The organism is Pseudoduganella sp. GW821-FHT11H04 (assembly GCF_058807935.1).
This window is the reverse complement of the sequence record NZ_JBXARE010000016.1, coordinates 79346-101292: the sequence shown is the minus strand read 5'-3', so window position 1 is coordinate 101292 and position 21947 is coordinate 79346. Positions and strand designations below refer to the sequence as shown.

Annotated in this window: 17 protein-coding genes and 1 riboswitch; of the genes, 10 read left to right on the top strand and 7 right to left on the bottom strand. The window is 63.0% G+C overall.

All coding sequences use genetic code 11. The annotated features are described in order from the left end of the window. Positions 1–8: 8 nt before the first annotated feature. Positions 9–1517 (top strand): ATP-binding protein, encoded by a 1509-nt coding sequence (locus AC1RTP_RS24845; RefSeq protein WP_498611322.1) that lies wholly within the window; start codon positions 9–11, stop codon positions 1515–1517. Here AC1RTP_RS24845 and AC1RTP_RS24840 read toward each other — a convergent pair. Both AC1RTP_RS24840 and AC1RTP_RS24835 read right to left on the bottom strand, forming a co-directional pair. Next, entirely contained in the window at positions 1514–2203 is a 690-nt protein-coding gene (locus AC1RTP_RS24840; RefSeq protein ID WP_498611321.1) for an SDR family NAD(P)-dependent oxidoreductase, read from the bottom strand. The genes AC1RTP_RS24845 and AC1RTP_RS24840 overlap by 4 nt on opposite strands. Further along, positions 2196–3053 (bottom strand): sterol desaturase family protein, encoded by an 858-nt coding sequence (locus AC1RTP_RS24835; protein ID WP_498611320.1) that lies wholly within the window; start codon positions 3051–3053, stop codon positions 2196–2198. The genes AC1RTP_RS24840 and AC1RTP_RS24835 overlap by 8 nt, the downstream gene beginning before the upstream one ends. Before the next feature lie 77 nt (positions 3054–3130). Here AC1RTP_RS24835 and AC1RTP_RS24830 point away from each other — a divergent pair, with 77 nt between their 5' ends. Then, entirely contained in the window at positions 3131–3811 is a 681-nt protein-coding gene (locus tag AC1RTP_RS24830; protein ID WP_498611319.1) for a Crp/Fnr family transcriptional regulator, read from the top strand. Between the two features lie 72 nt (positions 3812–3883). Here the strand turns inward: AC1RTP_RS24830 and AC1RTP_RS24825 are convergent, their stop codons facing one another. After that, a complete protein-coding gene (locus AC1RTP_RS24825; RefSeq protein WP_498611318.1) occupies positions 3884–4807 on the bottom strand; it encodes a LysR family transcriptional regulator in 924 nt (307 codons plus the stop codon). A 321-nt stretch (positions 4808–5128) separates the two neighbouring features. Here AC1RTP_RS24825 and AC1RTP_RS24820 point away from each other — a divergent pair, with 321 nt between their 5' ends. From AC1RTP_RS24820 to AC1RTP_RS24800, 5 genes are all read left to right on the top strand, one after another. Further along, the gene (locus tag AC1RTP_RS24820) at positions 5129–6553 is read left to right on the top strand and encodes a coniferyl aldehyde dehydrogenase (protein WP_498611317.1); all 1425 of its coding nucleotides are present in this window, start codon (positions 5129–5131) and stop codon (positions 6551–6553) included. A 67-nt stretch (positions 6554–6620) separates the two neighbouring features. Then, the gene (locus AC1RTP_RS24815) at positions 6621–8552 is read left to right on the top strand and encodes a DUF1302 domain-containing protein (RefSeq protein WP_498611316.1); all 1932 of its coding nucleotides are present in this window, start codon (positions 6621–6623) and stop codon (positions 8550–8552) included. A 22-nt stretch (positions 8553–8574) separates the two neighbouring features. Beyond that, positions 8575–9918 (top strand): DUF1329 domain-containing protein, encoded by a 1344-nt coding sequence (locus tag AC1RTP_RS24810; RefSeq protein ID WP_498611315.1) that lies wholly within the window; start codon positions 8575–8577, stop codon positions 9916–9918. Between the two features lie 84 nt (positions 9919–10002). Next, entirely contained in the window at positions 10003–11082 is a 1080-nt protein-coding gene (locus tag AC1RTP_RS24805; RefSeq protein WP_498611314.1) for a WD40/YVTN/BNR-like repeat-containing protein, read from the top strand. After that, a complete protein-coding gene (locus AC1RTP_RS24800) occupies positions 11082–13472 on the top strand; it encodes an efflux RND transporter permease subunit (RefSeq protein WP_498611313.1) in 2391 nt (796 codons plus the stop codon). Before AC1RTP_RS24805 ends, AC1RTP_RS24800 begins: the two co-directional genes overlap by 1 nt. A gap of 111 nt (positions 13473–13583) precedes the next feature. On the opposite strand, the gene AC1RTP_RS24795 is transcribed toward AC1RTP_RS24800, so the two are convergent. Next, positions 13584–14033, bottom strand: coding sequence for a DUF2147 domain-containing protein (locus AC1RTP_RS24795; RefSeq protein ID WP_498611312.1), 450 nt, complete (start codon positions 14031–14033; stop codon positions 13584–13586). A 150-nt stretch (positions 14034–14183) separates the two neighbouring features. After that, the gene (locus AC1RTP_RS24790; RefSeq protein ID WP_498611311.1) at positions 14184–16982 is read right to left on the bottom strand and encodes a valine--tRNA ligase; all 2799 of its coding nucleotides are present in this window, start codon (positions 16980–16982) and stop codon (positions 14184–14186) included. A gap of 213 nt (positions 16983–17195) precedes the next feature. Between AC1RTP_RS24790 and AC1RTP_RS24785 the strand changes: the two genes are divergently transcribed. After that, positions 17196–17687 (top strand): hypothetical protein, encoded by a 492-nt coding sequence (locus AC1RTP_RS24785; protein ID WP_498611310.1) that lies wholly within the window; start codon positions 17196–17198, stop codon positions 17685–17687. On the opposite strand, the gene AC1RTP_RS24780 is transcribed toward AC1RTP_RS24785, so the two are convergent. Together AC1RTP_RS24780 and AC1RTP_RS24775 are read right to left on the bottom strand one after the other, a co-directional pair. Further along, positions 17684–18895: a DUF4382 domain-containing protein gene (locus AC1RTP_RS24780; protein WP_498611309.1), complete on the bottom strand. Its 1212-nt coding sequence runs from the start codon at positions 18893–18895 to the stop codon at positions 17684–17686. The genes AC1RTP_RS24785 and AC1RTP_RS24780 overlap by 4 nt on opposite strands. Positions 18896–19040: 145 nt before the next feature. After that, on the bottom strand, positions 19041–19640 hold the full coding sequence (locus tag AC1RTP_RS24775) for a hypothetical protein (RefSeq protein WP_498611308.1): 600 nt from the start codon (positions 19638–19640) through the stop codon (positions 19041–19043). A gap of 57 nt (positions 19641–19697) precedes the next feature. Continuing rightward, a riboswitch (TPP riboswitch) is annotated at positions 19698–19800 on the top strand. 79 nt (positions 19801–19879) lie between these two features. Here AC1RTP_RS24775 and thiC point away from each other — a divergent pair. Both thiC and thiS read left to right on the top strand, forming a co-directional pair. Then, a complete protein-coding gene (thiC, locus tag AC1RTP_RS24770) occupies positions 19880–21739 on the top strand; it encodes a phosphomethylpyrimidine synthase ThiC (RefSeq protein WP_498611307.1) in 1860 nt (619 codons plus the stop codon). After that, positions 21736–21939, top strand: a complete 204-nt coding sequence (thiS, locus tag AC1RTP_RS24765; protein WP_498611306.1) for a sulfur carrier protein ThiS — start codon at positions 21736–21738, stop codon at positions 21937–21939. Before thiC ends, thiS begins: the two co-directional genes overlap by 4 nt. Positions 21940–21947: the final 8 nt, after the last annotated feature.

The following is a 21947-nucleotide window of genomic DNA, read 5'->3' as shown; positions in this document are numbered from 1 at the left end:
GGGAAAGCATGGACCGACCGATTCCGGTGCTGCTCGTCGACGACCGCCAGGAAAACCTGACGGCGCTGGAGGCGCTGCTGGAAGATATGGCGCTGCCGTTACAGCTGGTGAAAGCCATGTCCGGCAACGAGGCGCTGCGCCAGTCGCTCAAGCACGATTTTGCCGTGGTGCTGCTGGACGTGCAAATGCCTGAAATGGATGGCCTGGAAACGGCCGAACTGCTGCGCGCCAACCCTCGCACGCGACACCAGCCCATCATCTTCATCACCGCCGGCCTGCATGACAAGGTGCGCCAGTTCAAGGGCTACGAAATGGGCGCGGTGGACTTCCTCAACAAACCGATCGAACCGGCCGTGCTGCGCAACAAGGTGGCCGTGCTGTGCGAGTTGTACGCCAAGGTGCAGGAGCGCACGCAGGCGCTGCACGATTCGGAGCGGCGCTTGCGCATGGTGATCGACGGCGCCAGCGAGGCCTTCATCGGCACCGATAGCCACGGCGTGGTCACGGACTGGAACCATGCGGCGGAAGGCTTGTTCGGCTGGCGCCGCGACGAAATGTTGGGCCAGCCCGCCAGCAAGGTGCTGCTCCCTTCGCAGAACGGCTGCGCGCGTGCGCGCCACCGCGAGGGGCGCGAATTCGACGTCGAGCTGTCGCAGTGGCAGGTGCCGCAGTCGCAGCCGCCGTCTTTTGCCGCGCTGGTGCGCGACATCACGCAGCGCAGGGAGGCGGAGGAAGCGCGCAGCTGCGAGCTGCGGCAAGCCTTGCAGCAGATCGTTGAACAGGAAAAGATGGTGGCGCTGGGCAGCATCGTGGCCGGCGTGGCGCACGAACTGAATACGCCGGTGGGCAACCTCGTGCTGCTGGCGTCGACCTTGCGCGACCGCGTGATTGAGCTGGCGGACAATGCGTTGGCAGGCAAGCTGACACGTTCCTGCCTGATCCAGTTGGCCGGCGATTGCAGCGAAGCGAGCGAAGTGCTGATACGCAGCGCCGACAAGGCGCGCGAACTGATCGAGAGCTTCAAGAACGTGGCGGTGGACCAGACAAGCCAACGCCGCCGCCAGTTCGACCTGCACACCTGCCTGCACGATATCCTGGTGACGCTGGGGCGCATGATGCGGCAGGCGAATGTAACGGCGGACTTGCAGGTGCCGCCGGGCGTGATGATGAATTCCTATCCCGGCCACCTGGAGCAGATCCTCAACAACCTGATCGTCAACTCCATCCTGCACGGCTTTGAAGGGCGCAGCTGCGGCAAGGTATCGATCGCCGCCAGCGTGGCGGGCGACGACCTCTGCCTGGTCTACTGCGACGATGGCGTGGGCATTGCACCCGAAGTGCAGGCCAGGATTTTCGAACCCTTCTTCTCCACCAAGATCGGCGCCGGCGGCTCGGGACTGGGCATGTTCATCGTGAACAACCTTGTTGGCGGTGCGCTGCAAGGCAGCGTGAGCCTGAGCAGCACGCCGGGCCAGGGCGTGCGCTTCGAATTTACTTTCCCGCTGACGGCCGGCTAGTGCCTTTGCGCCGTGGGGACGGTGACGGGCAGCAGGGCGCCGCTGACGGCGGCCGATGCATCCGACAACAGGAACATGATTACGCGCGCCAGCGCCGCAGGATCGACCCAGCGCGAAGGATCTGCTTGCGGCATGGCGCTGCGGTTGGCCGGCGTGTCGATGATGCTGGGCAGGACGGCGTTGACGGTGATGCCGCTTTCAATGAATTCGTCGGCCATCGCTTCGGTCAGGCGGGCCACGCCGGATTTGGCTGCGGCATAAGCGCCCATGCCAAGCTGCGCACGGCTGGCGGCCATGGCGCCGACATTGACGATGCGCCCGCGTCCCTGGCGCAGCAAGTGCGGCAGGGCTGCCTGGGAAGCTAGCAGGGTGGTGCGTACGTTCATGGCGTACATGCGGTCCCAGGTGGCGACATCGCCCTGTTCCACGGTCTCCCAGGCAAAGCCGCCGGCTACGTTGACGATGCCATCGAGACCGCTGAAGCGCTGTGCCACTTCGTCGATGCAAATCCGCGTTGGCACCGGGGCGCACAGGTCGACGCTGCCACAAAGCAGGGCGCCGAGGGGCAGGCCGGGTTGGGCGGGGGCGTGATCGACCAGGGCGACTTGCGCGCCCGCCTCCAGCAAGGCTTCGCCGACGGCGCGTCCCAGTGCACCAAAGCCGCCGGTGATAATGAAGCTATTCATCGCTGTAGATCTTTCCGCCGAATTTCAGCGCGCTGTATTCGCGCTTCGATTGCAGCAAGGGGTAGAACATCTGCTTGTCCCAGCGCTCGTCGCCGAACAGCTGGTCGTCGCGCAGGCCCACTTCAGCTGGATAGCGGCGCGTAATGTGTGCGGTACGGAACAGCACGTCCCAGAAGAACAGCAGGTTGCCGAAATTGCCCTTGTAATGACCGATGCCGTCGGCGTTGGTGATGGCGTGGTGGGCGCGGTGCGTGGCGGGTGTGGAAATGGTGCGCTCTACCACCCACATCAGCGGGCGCAGGGCGCGCACCTTGTACAGCGGCTCGTCCCAGGCCCAGGCGCAATGCGCGCCGATGATGACGGCCTGCTTGACGACCACGTAGGCGAAATACATCCAGCCGCACCCCAGGTAGACCATGGCGCCGGCGAACCAGATCCCCGGCATCATCAAGTAGTAAAAGAAGTTGTTGCGGTAGGTGATGCGGACGCTCATGTAGGAGGCGCTGTGGTGCGCGCGGTGCAGGGGCCACAGCAGCGGCGAATGTGAGATGCGGTGCCACCAGTACTGGGTCATGTCATCGCCCACCAGCAGCAGGGCGGCCCATGCCCACCAGGGCAGGCTCGCCCACGCGTTGCGCATGCCGGGAGCCAGCCATTGGCCCAGCAGGTCGGCGGAGAAGAGGATGAATGGCTGCGTCACCGCCAGCAGGCCTAGTGTCATCAGGATTTCCAGCGTTGTATCATTGGCGCTGGCATGCACGGTGTCGCGGTAGCGGCGGCTGGCCCACTCCATGGCGCCGAAGCCCGCCAGCACCAGTGCGATCAGCAAGTACATCATGTTCTTGTCCATATGGTCTCCTTTGCGATTCATCATGCAGCGCCGGGGCCTAGGAAGAATGTTCAATTCCGTGCAATTCAGGACTTTCCATGCAAAAGTTTTTCGATAATCCCTGGTTTGCAACGCTGGCCCCGGAGCTGGGGCGGGCCTTGCTGGACGCGGCGCGCCCGCTGCGCCTGGCCCAGGGCGAAATACTCTACCTGCAGGGGGAGCCGACCGCTAATGTGCATACCGGCATATGGGGCGTGGCCTCGGGCTGCTTGCGCTTGTCGGTCATGCATGAGAATGGCAACGAGGCTATCCTGACCATGGTGGAAGCGGGCAACTGGTTCGGCGAGACGGCCCTGCTTGAGGATTTGCCGCGCGCCGCCACGGCGACAGCGCAGGAGGACTCCGAACTGTTGGCGGTGAGCGCCGAGCGTTTCGAAGCGCTGATGCGGGAACCTGATTTTGCTTATGCCATTGCGCGGCTTGAGGCGCAGCGCCTGCGCGCCGCCCTTGGCCTGCTGGCCGATATGGCGCTGCATGGCACACGTGCTCGCGTCGCGCGTCGCCTGCTGATGCTGGCGCGGGGCGACCTGACCAACGCCAGCAACCCGCGCAGCACTATCGTCATTTCGCAGGATCACATCGCAATGATGCTGGGCATGGGACGCACCACTTTGAACACGGAGCTGCGGGCGTTGGCGCGCAGCGGCGCGATCGCGCTGCGCTACGGCCAGATCGAGGTGAAGGACCTTGAACTGCTGAGCGCCGCGGCGTCCGCCTGAGCGCAACGGTAGAGCTCGTGTCAAGCAAACCGGCTCGGCGCCCCCGCCATGCCCCCCAGGTTGACACGGGCTCTAGTGGCGGGGCATTTCGGTGCCGGCCAGCTGCGACAGGATGGAGCGGGCGGCGTGCAGTACGCGTTGGGCGCCGGGGGAGAGGGTGCGGCCGCGCAGGCGGATGGTGGCGATGTCGGCCCATAGCGGCGGCAAGGGCACTGCGACTTGTGCCAGCCGGCCTGCTTCGGCGGCTTCGGCCAGCGCGGCGTGGCTGGAGATCAGCAGCAGGTCGCTTTCGGCCACCACGTCGATCAGGGTGTGTACGCTGTCGCAACTGAGCATGATCGGCAGGTCGCGTCCGGGCGGGAGGCGGAATAGCTTGTTCATCTGCTGCATCAGCACTTCGGGCATGGTTGGCGCCGCCATGCCATAGGGCAGAAGGTCGGCTGGCGTAACGTCGCTGCGTTGCAACAGCGGGTGTCCGCGGCGGCAGTAGATGCCGCCGAACTGGCGGCATTCGTGGGTAATGATCAAGTCTTCCGCCGGTTCGATCAGGCGCACGTCGGACATGAAGAATTCCATTTCCTCGGCGCGCAGGTGATCCAGCAGGTAGGTGGAGTTGTTGATCGCGACGGACAGGCTGATGCCCGGCTGGTCGGCGCGCACCTGGCGCAGCACGCGCGGCAGCAGGGCGCCCGAATGCAGGGGGCCGATGCCGAAGGTGACATGGCCGCTGTCGCCATCACGCAACAGCGCCAGGTCGTGTTCCATGTTGCGTACATCAAACAGCAGGCGCCGCGCGTGGTTGAAGAAAGCGGCGCCGGCGACTGTCACCACCACGTTGCGGTTACCGCGGTCGAACAGCAGGAATCCCAGCTCTTCTTCCAGTGTCTGCACTGCGCGCGAGAGGGCGGGCTGGCTGATGTTGACCCTCTCCGCCGCACGCACAAAATTGCCTTCGTCGGCCACGGCCAGGGCGTAGCGCAAGCGCTTGAAATCCATGGAAATCCCCTTGTATGCACAATATGCATTGCACGGATAAGAACAATGCATTGGACGAATAGTAGTGCCAAACACATACTCATTTCAACGACAGCGTTAATAAAACGCGGCACATACTGGAGACACTGCATGAAAATTCAGCGATTCGATGTTGTCGCCGGGCCCGGCTCGCCCGGCCATGGCCCCACTTTCCCCCTCCTGGCTGCACCCGCAGCCTGAAATGACCCGAGCGCGTTTGCTCGCGGCGCCGATCGACGTCCGGCTATTGCCGGCGCAAGTCGCCGTGCGCCCGTTCGTGCCTATGACCCTGATTGCTTACCCATGAACGCACCACTGTCTTTCAGTACCCAGAACCTCGCCGACACGCTGGAAATCCAGCGCGCTGCCTTCAACGCCGACATGCTGCCATCGGCCGCTGTGCGGCGCGAACGGCTGGACCGCCTGCAAGCCCTGGTGGCCGACAATGAGTCGGCCATCCTGGAGGCGATCAATGCCGATTTCGGCGGCCGCGCGCGGCAGGAGATGGTGTTGACGGAACTGTTCATCGTGCTGTCGGCGATCCGCCAGCAGCGCCGCAAGCTGGGACGCTGGATGCGGCCGCGCCGCGTGGCGACGCCACTGCACATGCTTCCCGGCTCCAGCCAGCTCATGCCGCAGCCGCTGGGCGTGGTCGGCAATATCGTGCCTTGGAATTACCCCTGCCAGCTGGCGCTGGTGCCGGCGGCGGCGGCACTGGCTGCTGGCAACCGCGTCATGATCAAGCCGAGCGAATTGACGCCGGCTTTCTCGCAGCTGCTGGCGCAACTGGCGGCGCGCTATTTCAGCCCGTCAGAACTGGCCGTGATCGAGGGCGGCGTGGACGTCAGCCGCGACTTCGCGTCGCTGCCTTTTGACCATCTCGTGTTCACGGGTTCCACCGCCGTCGGCCGCCAGGTCGCGGTAGCCGCAGCGCGCAACCTGACGCCGGTCACGCTGGAGCTGGGCGGCAAATCGCCCGCCATCATTGACGAAAGTTGCGACCTGGCGGAAGCGGCGCCGCGCCTGGCCTTCGGTAAATTGTTCAATGCGGGGCAGACTTGCGTGGCGCCGGACTATGCGCTGGTGCCGCGCGCCCGCGTGACGGACTTCGTCCGCGAAATCACGGCGGCGGCGGCTGCAATGTATCCGCAGTTTGCCGGCAACGAGCAATACACCAGCATTATCAGCGAGCGCCACTTCGCACGGCTACAGCAACTGGTGCGCGAAGCGGAAGAACAGGGCGCTACCGTGGTGCGCTTGGGCGGGGAGGCTGATGCCGCCGGCGCGCGCCGCATGGCGCCCGTGCTGCTGCTGAACGTGACGCCGGACATGGCGGTGATGCGCGAGGAGATCTTCGGGCCGCTGCTGCCGGTCGTGGCCTACGACGCGCTGCAGGAAGCCATCGCCTTCATCAACCAGCGCGAGCGCCCGCTGGCGCTGTACTGGTTCGGCAGGGAGCGCCGCAACTGCACCAAGGTGCTGCGCTCGACGATTTCCGGCGGCGTGACGATCAACGACGCGCTGTGGCATGCGGCGCAGGAGAACCTGCCGTTCGGCGGTGTGGGCGCGAGCGGCATCGGCGCTTATCACGGCGAGCATGGCTTCCTGGCCTTCTCCAAGCAGAAACCGATTTTCCGCCAGGCGCGCCTGAATGGCTTTGGCCTGTTCCGCCCGCCGTATGGGCGTGTGTTCGACGCGCTGGCCGGTTTCCTCAAACAGCATATGTAGTGGCATCCCCCAAGCAGTCCAAAGCAGTCAAACAGCAGTCAAATATAAAACGATAGGAGACACTAGGATGACGAGGAAGTACAACCGCACCATGGCCCTCGCCGTGGCGGCTGCCCTGGCAAGCCCCCTGGCGCATGCAGAAACCTTCACCACCGACAATGGCCTGGAAGGACGCTTTTCCCTCAATGTTTCGGTGGGCACCAGCATCCGGATGAAGGATGCGGACAAGAACCTGATCTCCGTCCCCAATGGCGGCACGGCCGGCGCCGGCGCCGACGACGGCAATTTGAACTTCGCCAAGCACGACGCCTACTCTACCGTGGGCAAGCTGACCGGCGAATTCGAGCTGAAAGGCGAGACCTACGGCATTTTCGCGCGCGGCTTTGCCTGGTATGACTACACGCTGAAACACCACAAAATGGCGCACGGCAGTTTCAACAACGCCTATGTGCCAAACACCCAGTTGAGCGACAACGGCTTCGATCAGTTGTCCACCTTTGATGGCGCGGCATTGGCCGACGCCTACGTGTTTGCCAACTGGGATGTGAGCGGCAAGCCGCTGTCGGTCAAACTGGGCAACCAGGTGATCAACTGGGGCGAAAGCCTGTTCGTGCCGGGCATTAACGCCATGGGCGCCTTCGATACCAGCGCCGCGCGCCGACCGGGTGCACAGGTGAAGGAAATCCTGCGGCCGCAGCCGGCCCTGATGGCCAACCTGGGCCTGGGTAACGGCGTATCGGTGGAAGCATTCTACAACCTGGGCTGGCGCCAGAACGTGGTGGACGGCTGCGGCACCTATTGGTCGGCGGCGGATTCGCTGAACTGCAATAACGGCACCGTGCTGTTTGGCGACAGCACCAAGATGGACGACCAGGGCCAGTACAACGGCAAGCCTTTCCTGGCAGGCCTGCCGCCGCAGCTCGATCCTGTGCTGGCCTCGCTAGGCCTGTCGCGATCCATGCCGCTGAACTTCCGCATGACTACCGCTAACAAGATCAAGCCTAAGAACTCGGGCCAGTTCGGCGTGTCGACGCACTATTTTGCCGACGCTATTTCGACTGACTTCGGCCTTTACTTCGCGCGCTACCATGGCCACTCGCCTATCGTGTCTGTGGTCAAGCAGCCTTCGGCCTTGCCGTCCGTGTGGTCGGGGCGCTTGGCGCAGCTGGTCAAAGCCGTGCCTTCGCTGGCACCGGCATTGGGTACGCTGGGTGTACTGCCGCCGGGGAATATCGTGTGGGACTACAGCGGCGAGAATGTGAAGACGCTGGGCCTGTCGGCGGCTACCGAGGTGGGCGGCTTCTCCCTGTTCGGCGAGCTGTCGCGCACCAAGGATATTCCGGTGCAGATTAACGCTATCGACCTCCTGGTGGGTACGGCACTGGGCATCGGCCCGCAAGCCAAGCTGGCTGCACTGGCGCGCGATCCGAACGTGCCGACCGGCACTGTGATCCACGGCTATGACCGCAAGGACAAGACCCAGGCCCAGATGTCCTTCATCCGCCAGTTCCCGCAAGTGCTGGGCGCGGATTCGCTCACGCTCCTGGGCGAAGTGGCGGGCCAGAAGTGGAGCGGCATCGGCGACCCGAATACCAGCACCCGTTATGTGCGCGGCTTCATGTACAACTTCGGCCCGACGGCGGCGTTGGGCGGCACTTGCGGCCCGGCTGGCATCCAGCCTAACGCTTCGTACTGCGAGAACGAGGGCTATGCGACCAGCACCGCCTGGGGCTATCGCCTGTCGGCCGAGCTGCTGTTCCCGAACGTGGTGGCCGGCGTCAACTTCAAGCCGCGCCTGTACTTCGCGCATGACGTGAAGGGCTATTCGGCGGACAACCTGTTTGTCGAAGACCGCCAGACCCGCTCTATCGGCCTGCGCGCGGACTACAACAACCGCTACTACGCTGACATCAGCTACACCAGCTATAACAAGAGCGCCAAATACGACCAGTTCCACGACCGCGACAATATGTCCTTCGTGATCGGCGCCAACTTCTAATCGAGACATAGGAGACCACCAGATGAAGATGATGAAGCAAAGCTTGCTGGCTGCAGCGCTGGCGTGCATCGCGGGCAGCGCCGTGGCCGGCCTGCCGCAAGCGGAAGTGGACCGCCTGGGCAAGGACCTGACGCCGGTCGGCGCGGAAAAGGACGGCAACAAGGCCGGCACCATCCCGGCCTGGACGGGCGGCCTGACCAAGGCGCCGGCCGGCTTCGACGGCAAGAACGGCTACGCCGATCCGCTGCCGAACGAGGCGCCCCTGTATACGGTGACCGCGGCCAATATGGACAAGTACAAGGATGTGCTGACGCCGGGCCAGATGGAGATGCTCAAGCGCTACCCGAGCTACAAGATGAACGTCTACAAGACCTATCGCACGGCGGCTTACCCTCAGACCGTGTACGACAACATCAAGGCCGAAGCTTCGAAGGCCGACCTGACCGGCGGCGGCAACGGCGTGACCGGCACCGCCAAGACCACGGTGCCGTTCCCGATCCCGAAAACCGGGGTGGAAGTGATCTGGAACCACCTGATGCGCTACCGTGGCGGCACCATCGAGCGCTACACCGCTGAATTCCCAGTGCAGACCAATGGCGCGTTCACGCCGGTGACGCGCACCGAGAAAGTGGCCTTCGCGCAGGGCATGGCCAATCCTGAACCGAACCGCCTGGTGTACTACATGGCGACCCTGACGGGGCCGTCCTCCGTGGCGGGCGATGCGCTGCTGGTGGTGGACCCGATGGACCAGGTTAAGGAATCACGCATGGCGTGGACCTACAACCCGGGCCAGCGCCGCGTGCTGCGCGCACCGAACGTGGCGTATGACTCTCCGGGCCAAGGTGCGGACGGCTTACGCACGACCGACGACTACGACGGCTTCAATGGCGCACCGGACCGCTACGACTGGAAGCTGGTTGGCAAGAAGGAGATGTTGATCTCCTATAACAACTACAAGATGACCAACAAGGCCGTGAAGTATGCCGACATCGTTCGCGCGGGCCACATCAACCAGGATATGGTGCGTTATGAGCTGCACCGCGTGTGGGTGGTGGAGGCGACGCTGAAGAAAGACAAGCGCCATATCTACGCCAAGCGCGTCTTCTATGTGGACGAGGACAGCTGGCAAGTCGCACACACCGATGCCTATGATGGCCGCGGCGAGCTGTGGCGCGTGCACGAAATCGGCGGCATCCAGTATTACGACGCTCAGACCCACTACTTCGCTAACGAAGTGTTCTACGACCTGCAGGCACGCCGCTACCTGCTGTCCGGCATCTCGAACCAGGAGAAGCAGATCAAATTTGGCGTAAAGCTCGATCCGTCGAACTTCACGCCAGATACGCTGCGCCGTTCCTCTAACTAAGGAAAGGCGTAGCGGGTTTGGGGGTGTCTCTTCGGGCGCACGCGTTCTCAGGGTTCGCTGCGCCCATTTTTTGCGGGTTGAAGCATGAATAAAGCATTGATACTGGCGGCAGCCTTCGCAGGCGCCGTGGCGGCGCTGCCGGCAGCGGCAGGCGAGCCACTGCAAACGCCGGCGCGCATCTCGGCGCGGGCGCCGAAAGCCCTGGTCCTGGCGCTGGCGCAAGCGGGCGCACGCACGGTGGCGGTGGGGGAGCGCGGCATCATCCTGGTGCGCGATGGCGACGCGGCGTGGCGGCAGGCGAAGGTGCCGGTGTCGGTTACGCTGACCGGGGTGGCCTTTGCCGATGCGGCCAACGGCTGGGCGGTTGGGCATGATGGGGTGATCCTGTCCACAAGCGACGGCGGGGCGCAGTGGACGACGCGCTTTGACGGCAACAAGGCCAACGCGCTGATGCTGGCGGACGCCAAAGCGGCGGTGGCGAAGGCGCAGGCGGCTGGCGCGGACAACGCAGCGCTGGGCGACGCTGAGAATGCGCTGGGCGATATTGAAGCGGCGGCAAAGTTCGGCCCGTCGCGGCCCTTGCTGGGCGTATGGTTCCGCGATGCCAAAACGGGCTACGCGGTGGGCGCATACGGCCAGGCTTTCCGCACGATGGATGGCGGGGCAAACTGGAGTTCCATGGGCGCGGGGCTGACAAACCCCGAAGGCCTGCATTACAACGCCATCGCGGGCGGCCCAGGCAATGTGCTGGCCATCGCGGGCGAGGGCGGCTACGTTTATCGATCGAACGACGGCGGCGCAAGTTGGCAGCGCAGCGCGACCGGCTACAGCGGCCAGCTGTACGGCGTGATCTTCACGGGCCGCAGCATGCTGGCTTACGGTTTTGGCGGTCACGTATTCCGCAGCGAAGACGGCGGCGCCACCTGGCGCGAAACGCCTGCGGTGACGAAAAAAAGCCTGGTCGGCGGCGTAATGCAGGGCGCGAGCATCGTGCTGGCCGCGCAGGACGGCGCGCTGCTGCGCAGCGACGACGACGGCGCCAGCTTCCGTGTGATCCGCCAGGGTGATGCAGTGTCAACAGCGGGCATGCTGGCCGCGAACGGCACGGTGCTGTTGTCCGGCGTAGGCGGCGTGCGCGCTGCTGCGGCAGGGGAGGGACGGTAATGATGCGCGACGATAACGACAAATCCTGCGAGGCGATGGAGCAGAGCCACCAGCGCTTCGACTCCATCGAGCACTGGCTGGAACCGCGCCTGTTCAAGCACCGCTTCATCATCATGCTGGCCTTCCTGGCGGCGTCCGTGGTGTTTGCCTGGCAGGCGGCGCTGCTCAAGCCCGATGCCAGCTTCCAGAAGATGGTGCCGGCCACGCACCCCTTCATTGCCAATTACCTGAAGTACGAGAACGAGTTGCGCCCGCTGGGCAACAACATCCGTATCGCGGTGGAGGCGACCAAGGGCGACATCTATTCCAAAGAGTACCTCGACACGCTGAAGGCGGTCACGGACGAAGTGTTCTACATTCCCGGCGTTGACCGCGGCAACCTGAAATCGCTGTGGACGCCAAACGTGTACTGGATGGAGGTGACCGAGACGGGCATGAACAGCGGCCAGATCATCCCGCAGGGCTTCGATGGTTCGCCGGCCATGCTGGACGAGGTGCGCGCCAACGTGGCGCGTTCGGGCCGCATCGGCAGCCTGGTGGCGGCGGACCAGAAGTCCACCATCGTGCAGGTGCCGCTGCTGGAGATCGATCCGGACAAGGGCACCAAGCTTGATTACGGCTTGTTCTCCGAGCGGCTGGAAAAACTGGTGCGCGCCAAGTACGAGGCGCAGGGCGTGAAGATCCACATCGTCGGCTTTGCCAAGGTGGTGGGCGACTTGATCCACGGCGCCAAGGCGATCGGCATGTTCTTCGCGATTACCTTCGCCATGACGGTGGCATTGCTGCTCTGGTATTCGCACTGCTGGAAGTCGACCCTGGTGACGGTATTCTGCTGCTCGCTGGCGGTGATCTGGCAGCTGGGCATCGTGCGGCTATTGGGCTTTGGGCTCGATCCGTATTCGATCCTGGTGCCGTTTCTGACTTTTGCCATCGGCGTGTCGCACGCGGTGCAGAACATTAACACCATGGCGACGGAACGGCTGGCCGGCAAGTCGAATATGGAAACGGCCAAGCAGACCTTCCGCCAGCTGTTCATTCCCGGCACGATTGCGCTGCTGTGCGATGCGGTGGGCTTTTCGACCCTGCTGGTGATCGAGATCGGCGTGATCCGCGAGCTGGCGATATCCGCATCGGTTGGTGTGGCGGTCATCGTGCTGACCAAGATGTTCCTGCTGCCGATCCTGATGTCGTACGTAGGCGTGACCGATGCCTGCCTGCGCAACCAGGCGCGCAAGGCGCAGCGTCCGCACCGCTTTATGCGCAAGCTGTCGCGTTTTGCGGAGCCGAAGTTCGCGAAGCTGGCGGTGCTGGGTGCGCTGGCCGTATTTGCCACGGCTTTTGCTTTGAACCGCGACCTGAAGATAGGCGATCTTGATCCGGGCGCGCCGGAGCTGCGGGCGGATTCGCGCTATAACCGCGACAACGCCTTCATCACCGGCCACTATTCGACCAGTTCGGACGTGTTCGTGGTGATGGTGAAGACGCCGGCCGGCGAGTGCGGTGCTTATCCGACGGCGGAAGTGGTGGACCGCTTCCAGTGGGAGATGGAGAACGTGCCGGGTGTGGAGTCGACCACTTCATTGTTCACGGTGCAGAAGCGGATCATCTCCAACGTGAACGGCGGCAGTTTGAAATGGCAGGCGCTGTCGCGCAACCGCTTTGTTTCCAATTCTGCGCAGCGCATGATTCCGTCCGAGTTGTACAGCAACGATTGCTCGATGCTGCCGGTGCTGGTGTTCCTGGCCGATCACAAGGCCGACACGCTGACGCGTGTGGTGCAGGCGGCGCAGGCGTTTGCGAAAGAGAACAATACGCCGCAGGCGGAGTTCATCCTGGCAGCGGGCAATTCGGGCATCGAGGCGGCTACCAATATCGTGATCAAGCAGGCCGAGATCACCATGCTGGTGCTGGTGTACGCCATCGTGGCGCTGCTGGTGTGGTGGGAGTTCCGTTCCTGGCGTGTGACGGTGTGCATCATGGTGCCGCTGTATATCACCTCGGCGCTGTGCGAGGCGATCATGGCGCGGCTCGGGCTGGGCGTGAAGGTGGCGACCTTGCCGGTGATTGCGCTGGGCATCGGCATCGGCGTGGACTACGGTATCTACATTTACAACCGCTTGCAGTGCTTCCTGGATCGCGGGCTGGAGTTGAAGGAGGCGTATTTCGAAACGCTGAAGACGACAGGCGTTGCGGTGGCGCTGACCGGGGCGACGCTGGCGCTGGGGGTGCTGACCTGGGTCTGGTCGGACATCAAATTCCAAGCCGATATGGGCCTGTTGCTGATGTTTATGTTCCTGTGGAATATGGTGGGCGCGATCGTGATGATTCCGGCGTTGGCGGCGTTGTTGCTGCCTAAAACCGGTAAACCAGGGTCAGACCCAAGGGTCTGACCCTGTACGGTCTCAGGGCTTGTGGTTGGTTCCCCCGAAACCCGAGGCCGTAGTTCTGGCGTGTCTGACCCTGCGGGTCAGACGGGACGGCCATCCGGCAGGTTTGCCGGTTTATTCCTGGCGTTCCCAGGTTTGCGAGCGGCCCAGCCACGAAACGCCGATATAGCCACGCACTTTCAGCTTCTTGCCGCCATCGGCCACTTCCAGCTTGCTCTTGTAGACCTTGCCGTTGTTCGGGTCGAGGATCTCGCCGCCGTTGTATTCGCTGCCATCCTTCTTCAGGCCCGAGACGATCACCATGCCGACGATAGGCTTGTCTTTGCGCGCGTCGGTGCACTTGTCGCATACCGGATTCTGTTCTTCGGCCGGGCCACGGAACAGCTTCTCGATCTTGCCCTGCAGGGCGCCGTTTTCCTCGGTGATGCGGATCAGGGCTTTCGGCTTGCCGCTGACATCATCGATGTTTTTCCACAGGCCGATCGGGGAAGGGTCTTGGGCAAATGCTGGTGCGGCAGCCAGCAGGGCTGCTGCGGCCAGCGCCGCAGTGCGGGTTAGGCGCATGGGGGTGTCTCTTTTATATGGGTTTTGGGGAAAACCAGTGTAGCGTATGACTCGGCGCGACACCGCACGATCATGCTATTTTTATTGGAGGGAAAGCTCTAGAAACAAAAATGCCCGGCCGAAGCCGGGCATTGCGCGGGGACTTTAGCCTTAGGCGGCTGGCAGCTTGGCCAGTTGTTCCTGCATTTTTGCAAGCGTTGCGCCGAAGTTGGCGACGCGCTCTTTTTCCTGCGCCACCACGGCGGCCGGGGCGCGCGCGACGAAGGATTCGGAGGACAGCTTGCCGTTGGCCTTGGCGATCTCGCCTTCCAGGCGGGCGATCTCTTTCGACAGGCGCTCGCGCTCTGCTTTGACGTCGATTTCAACTTTCAGCATCAGCTTCGTCGTGCCGACCACGGAGACGGCGGCCGGGGATTCCGGCAGGGTGTCGACGATCTGCACTTCCGACAGCTTGCCCAGCATCTGGATGTACGGTGCGAAGGCGGCCATCTTGGCCTTGTCGGCGCCGGTGGCTTCCACGATCAGTGGCACGCGCACCGATGGCGACAGCTTCATCTCGCCGCGCAGGTTGCGGGCGGCGTCGGTCATGCCTTTCAGCTCGCCCATCCAGGCTTCGGCTTCGGCGCTGATGGCCGCTTCGTTAGGCAGCGGGTAGGGCTGGGTCATGATCGACATGCCTTCGCCGCCTTTGCCGGCCAGCGGTGCCACGGTTTGCCACAGCTGCTCGGTGACGAACGGGATGATCGGGTGCGCCATGCGCAGGATCACTTCCAGCACGCGCAGCAGGGTGTGGCGGGTAGCTTGCTGCTGGCCCGGCGTGCCATGCTGTACCTGCACCTTCGCCAGTTCCAGGTACCAGTCGCAGTACTCGTACCAGACGAATTGGTAGATGGTGGAGGCGATATTGTCGAAGCGGTAGTCGGCAAAGCCTTTGTGCACTTCCTGCTCGGCGCGGTTGAGGGCGGAGATGATCCACTTGTCGGCGGCCGACAGGTCGGCTTCGTTGGCGGAGCAGTCGTGGCCTTCGGTGTTCATCAGCACGAAGCGGGTGGCGTTCCACAGCTTGTTGCCGAAGTTGCGGTAGCCTTCGCAGCGGCCCAGGTCGAAGTTGATGTTGCGGCCCAGCGAGGCGTAGGAGGCCATGGTGAAGCGCACAGCGTCAGTGCCATAGGCTGGAATACCGTCCGGGAACTCCTTGCGGGTGGCTTTTTCGATCTTGGCCGCGTCTTTCGGGTTCATCAAGCCGGTGGTGCGCTTGGCGACAAGGGCGTCCAGGTCGATGCCGTCGATCAGGTCGATCGGGTCCAGGGTGTTGCCCTTGGACTTGGACATTTTCTGGCCTTGCGAGTCGCGCACCAGGCCGTGCACGTACACGGTTTCGAACGGCACCTTGTTGGTGAAGTGGCTGGTCATGATGACCATGCGCGCGACCCAGAAGAAGATGATGTCGAAGCCGGTGACCAGCACGGAGCTTGGCAGGAAGGCCTGCAGTTCGGGCGTTTCGCTCGGCCAGCCAAGGGTGGAGAACGGTACCAGGGCGGACGAGAACCAGGTGTCCAGCACGTCGTTGTCGCGGGTCAGGGCGCCGGTCACGCCCTTGGCGGCGGCTTGCGCTTGCGCGTCTTCTTCGCTGCGGGCGACGTAGATGTTGCCTTGCTCGTCGTACCAGGCCGGGATCTGGTGGCCCCACCACAGCTGGCGGGAGATACACCAGTCCTGGATGTTGTTCAGCCACTGGTTGTATGTGGTGCTCCAGTTTTCAGGGACGAACTTGATCTCGCCGCTGGAGACTTTTTCCAGCGCTACTTCGGTGATGGATTTGCCCGGGTTGAAGGTGCCTTCAGGTGCCGGTTTGCTCATGGCGACGAACCATTGGTCGGTCAGCATAGGCTCGATCACGACGCCGGTGCGGTCGCCGCGCGGCACCATCAGTTTGTGCGGTTTGACTTCGACCAGGAAGCCTTGCGCATCCAGGTCCGCCACGATTTGCTTGCGGGCGGCGAAGCGGTCCATGCCCTGGTAGGCGGCCGGGCCGTTTTCGTTGATCTTGGCGTCCAAAGTCAGGATGGACGGCATGTCCAGCTTGTGGCGCTGGCCAACGGCGTAGTCGTTGAAGTCGTGGGCTGGGGTGATCTTCACGCAGCCGGTGCCGAATTCCTTGTCGACGTATTCGTCGGCGATGACCGGGATTTCGCGGCCGACCAGCGGCAGCTTGAGCATCTTGCCGACCAGCGCGGTGTAGCGCTCGTCGGTTGGGTCCACGGCCACGGCGACGTCGCCCAGCATGGTTTCAGGGCGAGTGGTTGCAACGACCAGGTGTCCGCTGCCGTCGGCCAGCGGGTACTTGATGTGCCACATCGAGCCGTCTTCTTCTTCAGATACCACTTCCAGGTCGGAGACGGCGGTGCCCAGTACCGGGTCCCAGTTGACCAGGCGCTTGCCGCGGTAGATCAGGCCTTGTTCGAACAGGCGCACGAAGACTTCGCTCACCACCTTGGAGCGCTCGGCGTCCATGGTGAAGTATTCGCGCTTCCAGTCAGGGGAGGTGCCCATGCGGCGCATCTGGCCGGTGATGGTGGAGCCGGATTTTTCCTTCCACTCCCATACTTTTTCGACGAATTTTTCGCGGCCCAGGTCATGGCGGGATACCTTCTGCGCATCGAGCTGGCGCTCCACCACGATCTGGGTGGCGATGCCGGCGTGGTCGGTGCCAGGAATCCAGGCGGTGTTGTGGCCCAGCATACGGTGGTAGCGGGTCAGGCCATCCATGATGGTCTGGTTGAAGGCGTGGCCCATATGCAGGGTGCCGGTCACGTTCGGCGGCGGCAGCTGGATGCTGAAGGACGGCTTGCTCAGGTCGAGGGAGGCTGCGTAGTAACCGCGCTTTTCCCACTCGCTGCGCCAGAACTGTTCAATGTCGGCAGGCTCGAAAGACTTGGCTAATTCCATGATTTGGGCTGTAAATTTGGCGAAAACCTTCATTATAAGGGAGATGCCCACGATCTGGCCGAGTCCGCCACTGAATACCCGCTTGGGGAGTCCGGTGCGCATCTGTCGCTGCCTACTACTGAAAACTACTGAAATTTTTACTGAAACTACTGAAAAACTGAACTTTTTGCCCTTGGTAGCGCTCTAAGGGAGAAAATTTCAGGAGTTTTCAGTATGACTACCCGAGTGACCTTGGAGGTAAGCCTCCCGACCCTACACGCCCTGCTCGACTACCACGCTGAGCAGGCGACAGGCCTGGCCGTCGCAGACTTGGCAGACATCGCCATTCGTGAATGGCTGCAACGCCAGCGCGCTGCCGGCAAGCCGCTGGATCCTAAAGGATATTTCTGGAAGACAGTGTTCCTGCCAGATGGGACGCGGCTGCGCATTTGCAGTCGTCATGGCCCGCATTACGCTGAGGTGGTTTGTGGCGAACTGCTCTATGAGTCGCAACCGCTCTCGCCGAACCAGTTTGTCTTGGCCAGTCTGGGCAATGTGGGCAACGCCTGGAAGGTTGTTGATGTTCAACTCCCTGGCGACAGCGACTGGACACCGGCGATTCGGCTGCGCCACGCGGCGATGGCGCATGCGTTCCGAACTGCGAAACGCAAGGCTGAACGTACGTCGCCGCCCGAGAGGGACGGCGACGGGAGGGGGGGTACTTAAGGCACCAGGGCGAAGTTGACGTTGGTTGCGTTGGCGACGGTGATATCCACCGTTGGAATCGCCAGGGTGGTGTAGCCGGTCGCGGAGGCGTCGACCTTGTACATGCCGGTGGTCGGCGTCGTCAGGGCCGGGGCGAAGGACAGCGGCAGGGTGGCGCTATAGGCGGCGTACTGGGGCGCAGCCAGCGGCAGCTTGGTGATGCTGTAGGCGCCGGTCGTCATGTCGGCATTGGTATAGCGCAGCGTCACAGTTGGTCCACCGGAAATGGCTTGCTTGGCGGAAACCAGCGCAGATTCGGTAGCGCTGGCCGGGGTCAGCGTGGCGGTGCCGCTGATCGAGCCCATCAGGCTGGCGCTTGCCAACGTGAACGGTGCGCCCGTGGTGCTGATTGGGACCATGCCGGTGAGCGAGGTGACCGGTACGCCACCCACCACATACGCCGCGTGGGTGTTGGACGTGATCACGACGTCGTAGTTACCGAGGGGCAGGCGGGTCAGGTCGAATTCACCGGTGCTGCCTGGCACAGTCGATGCGACTACTACGCCATTCTGCTGGGCGCTGACCACGATGCCGTCCGACAGTAGCGGTACGCTGACGAAGCCGCTGATGCCATTCAGCGCGGTCGGAATCACCTTAACTACCGGTTTCAGCGCGTACTTGCCGTTGCCCTTGGTGACGATGGATTTGCAGGCGTCGAAGTCCATCACCAGGTCATAACGCTGGCCCGCTTCCACCGTGAAGTCGGCGTTCATCTTGATGCCGCTTTGCACCGCGCTAGGCGTATCGAGCGAGATCTCAGTGGTCGTGCCGCTCAAGACTACAGAGTTATTGGTGGCGTTGCCGCTGTTCGCATCGAGCACCAGGCGCACCTGGTTGTAACGGCCGGCCGCCAGCGAGGTCTGGCCCAGGGCTTCCAAGGTGCCGTTGGTCAGGTTCAGCAGGTTAATTTTCTTGGCCGGCGACAGCGTGATGTCGGTCCAGCCGCCTTCCGTGTCACTGGCGGTAGCGCTGGTGTTCACGCGCACCTTGTTGACGGTCACGTTCACTGCATCAAAGCCACAGGATGGCGCGTCCGTCATGGAAACGGCCAGCGTACCCATGGTCTGGGTAGGCTGGCCGCCGCCGCTGTAACCGCCACCTCCTCCACCGCACGCCGCGAGCAGGAGGGAGGACAGGAAGAGGGGTAGGAGGGAGACTTTCGGGTTCATGGCAGTGCCTCTCGAAGTTATTAGTGCTCTTCCATTATGGATTCCGAGAGGAAAACTGCTATGTGCGATTTCGCACGTAGTTACGGATTGTTACACCTTTCAGATAAATAGCCACTCCAAAGCCTCTTCAAGCTCGGGGAAGCCCTTATTTACCGCAGGCTACATTCCACGCAGTCAATTCGCCCCCCCTCGTCTGGCGCACCGTGATATTGGCCGTGCTGCCGATATCGCTTTCATAGCCAAGCACATACATGCCGTCCGCGCTCCGACCCAAAGTCCGCAGTTGGAAGTTGCGCGAACGGATCGGCGCGCAGCTCGTATTGCCGGCCATGAGCAGGCGCGCTCGCTGCAGCATTTCGCCTTGGGCCTGGATCAAACGCAGCATATCGATTTCAGCCAGCGGCGCGCGCAGTTCGACCATTCTTGCTGGTGGCGTGCCGCAATCGGTGGTGTGGTGGATCCACACATGCTGGCTGCTGTCGGCGCGCCAGCTGTCGTCCGCCTGGAGCGCGTAGTGCGTACGCGTCACGCGGCAAAGCGGCAGCACCAGGCGCACCGGCGGTGCGTCGGCGCTTGCGCTGACTTCCCATTGCTTCGCCCCGCGTGCGCGCTGCGCGTGCAGGGCCGGCAGCGGCGCGCCGGGCGCGCTTCGCTGCATGAATTGTTCGAACGAGCGCTGCTCGGCCAGCGTCGGTGCACGTGTCTCCAGCGCGGTCATCGCCGCCAGGAATACTACATATAGCATTCGGTCTCCTTTCAATGCGCAACGATTATAGATATAATCCGCTCGCTACCGAAAGGTGGCAAACGCTAGGGGTCCTGTGCGGCGCAAGCTACGCGGGTGAGAAATACCCTCCGAACCTGATCTGGATAATGCCAGCGAAGGGAAGCTTCAGGATACGCCTGCTGCCGCGCGAACGCGCGCCACCGCCAGGTGCAACCTAACCTCCTTTGCTGGCTCCTGCGCCAACACAAGGAGCCAAAATGAACGCCAATCCAACCTTCCTCGCCGCCCAGGCGGAAGTCGACTCCGCAGCTGTCACCCCGCTGCCGAATTCCCGCAAGATTTACGTCACCGGCAGCCGCCCTGACATGCGCGTGCCGATGCGCGAAATCAGCCTGTCCGGCGACAATGCGCCGGTCACCGTCTACGACTGTTCCGGCCTATACAGCGACCCGGACGCCACGATCGACATCCGCAAAGGCCTGAACACCCCGCGTGCAGCCTGGATCGCCGAGCGCAATGACACCGAACTGCTCGAAGGCCCGACTTCCGACTACGGCCGCCAGCGCCTGGCCGACGAAAAGCTCGACGCCCTGCGCTTCGAACTGCACCGCCAGCCGCGCCGCGCGCAAGCCGGCCGCAACGTGACCCAGATGCACTACGCGCGTCAGGGCATCGTTACTCCGGAAATGGAATACGTGGCGATCCGCGAAAACCTGCGCCGCAAGGAATACCTGGCCGGCCTGCGCGCCCAGGGCGAGAAGGGCAACCGCATGGCCGACCTGCTGGGCCGCCAGCACCGCGGCGAGTCCTTTGGCGCTGCCATTCCTGAAGAAATCACGCCGGAATTCGTGCGCGAGGAAATTGCCCGCGGCCGCGCCATCATCCCGGCAAACATCAACCACCCGGAGCTGGAGCCGATGATCATCGGCCGCAATTTCCTGGTCAAGATCAACGCCAACATCGGCAACTCCGCCGTCACTTCCTCCATCGGCGAAGAAGTGGAGAAAATGACCTGGGCCATCCGCTGGGGCGGCGACACCGTGATGGACCTCTCCACCGGCAAGCATATCCACGAAACCCGCGAATGGATCGTGCGTAATTCGCCTGTGCCTATCGGCACCGTGCCGATTTACCAGGCGCTGGAAAAGGTCAACGGCAAGGCCGAAGACCTGACCTGGGAAATTTTCCGCGACACCCTGATCGAACAGGCGGAGCAGGGCGTCGACTACTTCACCATCCACGCCGGCGTGCTGCTGCGCTACGTGCCGATGACCGCCAACCGCATGACCGGCATCGTCTCGCGCGGCGGCTCGATCATGGCCAAGTGGTGCCTGGCCCATCACAAGGAAAACTTCCTGTACACGCACTTCGAAGAGATCTGCGAAATCATGAAGGCCTACGACGTCAGCTTCTCGCTGGGCGACGGCCTGCGTCCAGGCTCGGTATGGGATGCCAACGATGACGCGCAACTGGGCGAGCTGAAAACCCTGGGCGAATTGACCCAGATCGCCTGGAAGCACGATGTGCAGGTGATGATCGAAGGCCCGGGCCACGTGCCGATGCAGCTCATTAAAGAAAACATGGACCTGCAACTGGAACAGTGCAGCGAAGCCCCGTTCTATACCCTGGGCCCATTGACCACCGATATCGCGCCGGGCTACGACCACATCACCTCCGGCATCGGCGCCGCGCAGATCGGCTGGTACGGCTGCGCCATGCTGTGCTACGTGACGCCGAAGGAGCACCTGGGCCTGCCGAATAAGGACGACGTCAAGGAAGGCATCATCACATACAAGATCGCCGCCCACGCCGCCGACCTGGCAAAAGGCCATCCTGGCGCCCAGATCCGCGACAACGCCTTGTCGCTGGCGCGCTTCGAATTCCGTTGGGAAGACCAGTTCAACCTGGGCCTGGACCCGGACCGCGCACGCGAATTCCACGACGAGACCCTGCCGAAGGATTCGGCCAAGGTGGCGCACTTCTGCTCCATGTGCGGCCCGCATTTCTGCTCGATGAAGATCACGCAGGAGGTGCGCGAGTTCGCCGCCAAGGGCATGCAGGAAAAATCCATCGAGTTCGTCAAGGGCGGGGCCAGCATCTACCGCGAGCAAGCATGATCGAAATCGAATTGAACGGCGCCGCCCGTGCGGTGCCGCCGCAGCAGACGCTGGACCAGTTGATCGATGCGCTCGAACTGACTGGCCAGGCGCTGGCCCTGGCGGTCAACCGCCAGGTGGTGCCGCGCCAGCGCTGGCCGCAGGTCGCGCTGAACCAAAACGACAAAGTAGATATCGTCCGCGCCATCGGCGGGGGCTAAGGGGAGCT

Bases quoted from the DNA above. Each gene is read 5' to 3' on its own strand.
- AC1RTP_RS24840 (WP_498611321.1), bottom strand. From the start codon at position 2,203: ATGAATAGCTTCATTATCACCGGCGGCTTTGGTGCACTGGGACGCGCC.
- AC1RTP_RS24835 (WP_498611320.1), bottom strand. From the start codon at position 3,053: ATGGACAAGAACATGATGTACTTGCTGATCGCACTGGTGCTGGCGGGC.
- AC1RTP_RS24805 (WP_498611314.1), top strand. From the start codon at position 10,003: ATGAATAAAGCATTGATACTGGCGGCAGCCTTCGCAGGCGCCGTGGCG.
- AC1RTP_RS24810 (WP_498611315.1), top strand. From the start codon at position 8,575: ATGAAGATGATGAAGCAAAGCTTGCTGGCTGCAGCGCTGGCGTGCATC.
- AC1RTP_RS24775 (WP_498611308.1), bottom strand. From the start codon at position 19,640: ATGCTATATGTAGTATTCCTGGCGGCGATGACCGCGCTGGAGACACGT.
- AC1RTP_RS24815 (WP_498611316.1), top strand. From the start codon at position 6,621: ATGACGAGGAAGTACAACCGCACCATGGCCCTCGCCGTGGCGGCTGCC.
- AC1RTP_RS24790 (WP_498611311.1), bottom strand. From the start codon at position 16,982: ATGGAATTAGCCAAGTCTTTCGAGCCTGCCGACATTGAACAGTTCTGG.
- AC1RTP_RS24825 (WP_498611318.1), bottom strand. From the start codon at position 4,807: ATGGATTTCAAGCGCTTGCGCTACGCCCTGGCCGTGGCCGACGAAGGC.
- AC1RTP_RS24785 (WP_498611310.1), top strand. From the start codon at position 17,196: ATGACTACCCGAGTGACCTTGGAGGTAAGCCTCCCGACCCTACACGCC.
- AC1RTP_RS24800 (WP_498611313.1), top strand. From the start codon at position 11,082: ATGATGCGCGACGATAACGACAAATCCTGCGAGGCGATGGAGCAGAGC.
- AC1RTP_RS24820 (WP_498611317.1), top strand. From the start codon at position 5,129: ATGAACGCACCACTGTCTTTCAGTACCCAGAACCTCGCCGACACGCTG.
- AC1RTP_RS24780 (WP_498611309.1), bottom strand. From the start codon at position 18,895: ATGAACCCGAAAGTCTCCCTCCTACCCCTCTTCCTGTCCTCCCTCCTG.
- thiC (WP_498611307.1), top strand. From the start codon at position 19,880: ATGAACGCCAATCCAACCTTCCTCGCCGCCCAGGCGGAAGTCGACTCC.
- AC1RTP_RS24795 (WP_498611312.1), bottom strand. From the start codon at position 14,033: ATGCGCCTAACCCGCACTGCGGCGCTGGCCGCAGCAGCCCTGCTGGCT.
- thiS (WP_498611306.1), top strand. From the start codon at position 21,736: ATGATCGAAATCGAATTGAACGGCGCCGCCCGTGCGGTGCCGCCGCAG.
- AC1RTP_RS24845 (WP_498611322.1), top strand. From the start codon at position 9: ATGGACCGACCGATTCCGGTGCTGCTCGTCGACGACCGCCAGGAAAAC.
- AC1RTP_RS24830 (WP_498611319.1), top strand. From the start codon at position 3,131: ATGCAAAAGTTTTTCGATAATCCCTGGTTTGCAACGCTGGCCCCGGAG.